The following is a 2,189-nucleotide window of genomic DNA, read 5'->3' as shown; positions in this document are numbered from 1 at the left end:
ATTACAGATGTAAAGTTTCTCGATGGTACTTATGTATATGAAGTAAACTACAGCGATGGACTTTATGTGGAGAGTACCCTGGAGCATATTGATGATTATGATGGAGAAATTGTTTTTGAGAAGGAACAAATTAATATTGAATATAAATTTTTATTAGGCGATTTAGTACAAGTCGATGGGTATGAGTACGATTACTTTAAAATTGTTGGTTACCGGACAGAGATTTGGCGTTATAAAGACAGCGCTTGGGAAGATGTCATTTACGAATTAACGCGAATTTCTGACGGAGAATGGCTTGAGGCGCATGAAGAGGAAATGACATTAATAGCTGATGCCAAGCGAGCAGAAGCGATTATTCAAAAATTAGAGATATTATACTCTGCACATAAAAAAGAAAAAGAGCAGCCGAAGCTAAATAATCCTCGTAAAGGTGAGAGGAATAAGAAAATGACAACTAAAGAGCAAAAACAACATATTGATGGCTTGTTAGATTTATATAATGATTATAATCGATTATTTAAAGAATTCGGTGATGATGAGTATAAGCATATTATGAATATTGCTCTTGGGAAAATTCGTAGAGCAGCTGAAGAATTGTACCCGAATCGTAAGAAAAAGAAAACGAACTCTTAGAAATAGTAATTTTATGAATATTCGTTTAGCAATTATCATAGAACTTGTATGGAGGGGGCGATGGTATGCGAGAAATTGAGGTTATTATTGATACAGAAGAAATTGCAGAATTCTTTTTTGTAGAATTGCTGAAAAGAGGTTATGCTCCAACAGAGTTAGAAGCCGAAGATCTTGCTGACATCACATTCGATTATTTAATCCAAAAGTGCATCATTGATGAGGAATTAGAAGAATAATCGATACCGAATTCCTTACTTTTCATAGAATACATGACGGCGGAGTAATCCGTCGTTTTATATTGAAGTATTCATTTGACACAGTTTTCTAACAAACGACTAGACATGCTTTAGAAGTATTCATTTATAATAAAGGTAGTTCAAATTCTATAAAGTAGGAGTGATGAGGATGTGGGTTTTTAATAAGATGTTAGCGAGTATAGGCATTGGCAATGCAAAAGTGGATACGAAGTTGGAAAAAAGTCAATATACGCTTGGGGAAACAGTTTCAGGAATCATTGACGTTCAAGGTGGAACAGTTGAACAGAAAATTGACGAAATTTATTTAACGCTACATACGAATTATGAAGTTGAAAACGATGATCATACGTATCAAAAGACAGCGACCATTAACCGGTATTTAATTACTCAACCTTTCGTAATTGGACCAAATGAAACGAAAGAAATCCCTTTTAGCTTTCAACTTCCATTTGAAACACCTCTTACTTACGGAAAGACAAAGATTTGGATTAAAACAGGAATGGATATAAAAAATGCCATCGACCCTACAGATCAGGATTATATTAGAGTCGTGGCCAATCCACTAATTGATTCTGTTTTACATGCTGTAAAGGAATTAGGATTTCGATTGCGAGAAGTGGATTGTGAGGAAGCTCCTTTTCGTTTTCGTACATATGCACCTTATTTTCAAGAATTTGAATTTGTACCGGTTAGCGGGGCCTTTCGCGGCCACTTAAAAGAGCTTGAATTCGTATTTTTTGTGAAAAATGATCAGGCGTTAGAAGTATTAGTCGAATTGGACCGTAAGTCTCGTGGTCTTGCTGCGTTGTTTGGCGATAGTGAAAAGAATGTTCGTTTATCTTTAACAAGTCATGATATTCCGAATATGAAGCATAGAATCAATGATTTTTTAATTCGATATATTTAGTGGTAAGAAAAACCCGATTCGGGTTTTTCTTTATTTCAGGTTATGTTAAATGATATTGATTAAAAAACTCCTTTTGTGAAAAATTGTTATTAATAAATCGATGTAGGGACTTCATATACATATACAGTTTTAAAAGGGGAGGAGAACATGATATGTTAATGGTGTATCACAAGCATGTTAAGGAAGGATTAAAACGTCTTACTATTCCTCATGTGAAAAAAATCAAAAATTGTCACTGTTCTTGTCTGTATTTTGACTGCTCCCACAGCTGAAGCAGTGGGATTCCCACCCCAAAGCTCGTTAAATAGATTTTTCTTTCACAGAATCTATTTGCCGTGAGTTTTCCTATGTCATACGAACCTCCGGTTCGCAAAAAAGTTCTAATCTCTAGC

The 2,189-nt window shown here is 34.8% G+C and carries 3 protein-coding genes; all 3 read left to right on the top strand.

Going from position 1 to position 2,189, the window contains the following annotated elements; all coding sequences use genetic code 11:
- Positions 1–633, top strand: a 633-nt coding sequence (locus D1953_RS21470; RefSeq protein ID WP_119118783.1) for a hypothetical protein, incomplete at its 5' end; no start/stop codon positions are given.
- A gap of 65 nt (positions 634–698) precedes the next feature.
- Complete coding sequence (locus D1953_RS19310) at positions 699–869, top strand: YozD family protein (protein WP_119118782.1); 171 nt, start codon at positions 699–701, stop codon at positions 867–869.
- A 169-nt stretch (positions 870–1,038) separates the two neighbouring features.
- Positions 1,039–1,797 (top strand): sporulation protein, encoded by a 759-nt coding sequence (locus D1953_RS19305; RefSeq protein WP_119118781.1) that lies wholly within the window; start codon positions 1,039–1,041, stop codon positions 1,795–1,797.
- The last annotated feature ends 392 nt before the right edge of the window (positions 1,798–2,189 follow it).

This window comes from Peribacillus asahii (genome assembly GCF_003570725.1).
GTDB classification, from domain to species: domain Bacteria; phylum Bacillota; class Bacilli; order Bacillales; family DSM-1321; genus Peribacillus; species Peribacillus asahii.
The sequence above is the reverse complement of the archived record's forward strand: the minus strand, read 5'-3'. Positions and strand labels throughout refer to the sequence as shown.

Excerpts from the sequence above, each read along its gene's own strand:
- D1953_RS19310 (WP_119118782.1), top strand. The coding sequence starts at position 699 with ATGCGAGAAATTGAGGTTATTATTGATACAGAAGAAATTGCAGAATTC.
- D1953_RS19305 (WP_119118781.1), top strand. The coding sequence starts at position 1,039 with ATGTGGGTTTTTAATAAGATGTTAGCGAGTATAGGCATTGGCAATGCA.